This is a genomic window from Agriterribacter sp. (genome assembly GCF_035444585.1).
GTDB lineage: Bacteria > Bacteroidota > Bacteroidia > Chitinophagales > Chitinophagaceae > Agriterribacter.
The window spans coordinates 1-3,709 of the sequence record NZ_DAOMOZ010000322.1; the positions used below are offsets into that span (position 1 = coordinate 1).

General features: G+C 47.1%; 2 protein-coding genes. Both read left to right on the top strand.

Annotated elements, in window-relative coordinates; translation table 11 throughout:
- The coding region (locus PLH26_RS20895; protein ID WP_324587958.1) for a RagB/SusD family nutrient uptake outer membrane protein at window positions 1–1,454 on the top strand (1,454 nt) is incomplete at its 5' end.
- A 45-nt stretch (window positions 1,455–1,499) separates the two neighbouring features.
- Window positions 1,500–3,709: hypothetical protein (locus PLH26_RS20900; protein WP_324587959.1), on the top strand; the 2,210-nt coding region annotated here is incomplete at its 3' end.

The following is a 3,709-nucleotide window of genomic DNA, read 5'->3' on the forward strand; positions in this document are numbered from 1 at the left end:
TGGCAACAGATGATCCCTGGGATAATTATTCCGACAATTCATTGAATGGTCAGGCTGGCCGCGTAAGCACCAATGTTTACGGGCCTGGTCTTTATATTCCCAGCAATACACCCAGCAAATGGAACCAGTATACCAATATCCGGAAATGTAATTTGTTTATTGAAAAAGCAACAGCTTCCGATTTGCCTGAAAGCTGGAAAAAAGTAAGATTGGCGGAAGCGCGTTTTCTGCGGGCGTATTTTTATTCTTTATTATGGACCTACTATGGCGGAGTGCCCCTTATTACAGATGTGCTTAATTTAACCGAGCAGGGCGATGCGGTTTTCAGGTCGCGGAATACATCTGAAGAAACGGCTGATTTTATTATTTCAGAATGTGCTGCCATAGCTGGTGATCTGCCCGTAGATGCAGAATCGGGAAGAGCAACGCGTGGCGCCGCGCTTACCCTGCAGGGAAGCTGTGAACTGTTTAACGCGGGTGCATTAAAAAACCCGAACAATGATTTATCAAGATGGGAAAAAGCCGCCACTACATTTCAAAAAGTGATTGACTTAAATAAATACGACCTGTTCCCGGATTATGCTACGCTTTTCTTTGAGGAGAACAATAATAACGTGGAAGTGATATTCAGCCGGCAGCATTTGGGCGGAACGTCTTTGGCTAACTATGTAGGGCAGATAGGACCGCGCTTTGTAAATGGCTCATTAACCGGCTGGGGACATTTAGATCCCACGCAGGATATTGTTGATGAATATGCAATGGCTAACGGACTGCCCATTACCGATCCTGCATCGGGCTACGATCCGCAGAACCCATACGTTAACCGGGAAAAAAGGTTTTATGAATCTATAGTGTACGATGAATCGGAATGGCTGGGGGCTACGATGATCATGAAACAGGGCGTAGGAAGTCTCAATGCCACCGATCTGAACAACAGCAGCATATCAACCAGAACAGGCTATTATGTTCGTAAGATGGTGAATCCGAAATATGCCGGCGCGCAGGACAATGGCAACAGTGCAAACTTTATCATCTTCCGCTATGCAGAAGTGCTGCTGAGCTATGCCGAAGCAAGAAATGAAGCCACAGGTCCAGACCAGTCGGTGTATGATGCTGTAAATGCTGTGAGAGATCGTTCTGATTTGCCCGGGCTGCCTTTGGGTTTGAACCAGGCAGATATGCGTAAAGCCATTCTTCGGGAAAGAAGGGTGGAACTGGCTTTCGAAGACAAAAGATTGCCCGACCTGTTGCGCTCCAGGCTTGCAGAAGTTAAGCTCAACGGAACAGTACATGCCATTAAGATTGATATTGTTGGAGGAAACACGGTATATACGGTAGTGCCTGCCGGAGGCGGTACAAAAGTTTTCGATCCTGAAAAAAATTATCTTTTGCCGATACCGCAATCTGCGATTGACGTAAATCCTCAGCTTGAGCAAAATCCCAATTATGAATAGTTATCTTTAAGAGATAAGATCAAGGCGAAGAGCATCATGACAGGTATGAAACAGTTAGCTACATTAACAGCTATTGTACTGGGTTTAGGAGTGAATGTATACTTTACATCATCCGTTGTTGCACAAACAAAACCCGCGGGCACGGAAAGTGTTAAGTTGAAACTATCCTTTGGCCATACGGCGCATTCCCGTACGGCCCGTACTGTACAATTGATCAGTGGCTCGCCCGGACTTACGGTTTCAACCCTTACAGGTAAGGGGATTGAAAAGAACGATAAAGTGTCCGCAGTATCTGTGCTTAATTGCGGCGCGGGTGATACTGATGAACTGATAGCCGATATCAATTGGCCCACACCTTCTGCTCCGCTAAGAAAATTAGCGGGGTGGAAGGATGGCTATGCAGTGGATGACGATGCCATGTGGGGTTACCTGATGATCAATGGTTCGCCGGGGCAGGCAGCGCGCCTGAAAGATGATCCCTGGGATAAACCCGATGCGCCTTTGCTTACCGTTCAGCTGGATAAGGAAGGCACGCAGGGATTTACCATTGGATTGGAACAACTCGTTAGTCATGGCGCCATGTGGCTCCCCGAACAGGATGTGTTTATTACGCTGGCTGATAAGCCTGTTGATTTTAAAACGCATATGGCTTCATTGCAGGGACAGCGTGTACTCGATGCCGTTGCAGAACAGCCGGATGCGTCACTCGATACATTCAATAAGCTGTGGCCCGACTTTGGCAACCCGCTGCAATGGGATGCTTCCTGGCAAACCAGGTGGATGGGTACCACGGGGCACCTTACCGTAACAGCAGCGGCTCATGGCTCTGTTTATAAGTTTGCGGTTGACAGGTGGGGAAATGTTCGTCCGGATTTCGCTTCTCCGCACAAATTCAGGCTCGACCTGCTTTGGAAGGAAAGTGCATGGAAACAGCAGAAAATAGATAATGGACTGCCTGTGATCATCACCAGTTTGGAAAAGAATGGCCAGGTAGCTACTATAGAACAATTTGCCTCTCCACTGGTTGATTTAGGCACTACCATACGTGGGTATATACCCAGCGTAATGTTTAGCAAAGTGAATATATCCGGTAAAGCCGGAACCTTTAGTTTTGGTATATCACTTCACAATGAATTAAAAGATCACGAAGTTGAAGCCATACAAATACAGGACAACTGGGCTGTTGCTGATAAGCAAACCGGTAATATTTTTTTGTTGCTGGAGACCGGAAAGAGCGTTACGGTTAAAGCAGGCGATGCCATATCAAACAAAAACGGTCAGCAAATTGAATTGACCATTTCCGGCGATCTTTCGGAAGGAGAAACTGCCGCGTTTGTAGCGAAGCTGCCTTCACCTGCTATTGTTTCATCTGAAGCCATAAGATTAAATAATCTTGGTTTTGCGGCGGCAAAGAAAAGTATAACAGACTATTGGGAAAATTGGCTCGCAAAGGGCGCATATTTTAATGTGCCTGAACAAGAGGTTAATGACTTGTATCGGGCTAATCTCTGGCATTCGCTTATTCTGCCGCGGCATACGCTTGATATAGATGGAAAGGATCATATGGACCTGCCTTACGCCAATACGGCCTATGGGCAAAGGAATGCAGATTGGCCCATTAACCAGGCAGTGTATGTAGATTATATGATCTATGGCTTGCGCGGGTATGATAAGGTAGCGCAGGATGAGTATGCCGCCATGTTCAAAAGCCAGCAGCAGAAAGACGGAAGGATAGGAGGCTTTGCCAACTGGGGCGTGTATTCGCCCGGGCAACTGTATGCCATTGCTCAAAACTATTTATTGTCGGGAAACAGAGAACAATTTGAACAGTTGCTTCCGAATTCCCTTAAAACGCTCGACTGGTGCCTGGCGCAGGTAGCCAAATCAAATGAAGGAGCCAATAAAACAGGGCTGATCCTTGGGGCGCTCAATGATCTTACCAAAGCGGAAAGAGAGTGGGCCTTTAACCAGGCATATTATGTGGGCGGACTGGAAGTATTTGCTAAAGCACTGGCTGCGTTTAACCATCCCCGTGCTGAAGAAGTACGAAGTATAGCGGCAGAGATGAAAACAGATGTGGTAAAGGAGTTTGCCCGCGGAAGTGTGAAGTCGCCGGTTGTACAGTTAGAAGATGGCACCTGGATCAACTATGTTCCAACCGATGCCCTTACGCCACGGCGCATAATGGATCAGTGGTACCCAACCGATGTAGACACAGATCCTTTACACCGCACCCGGCTTGGGGTTATTGATGC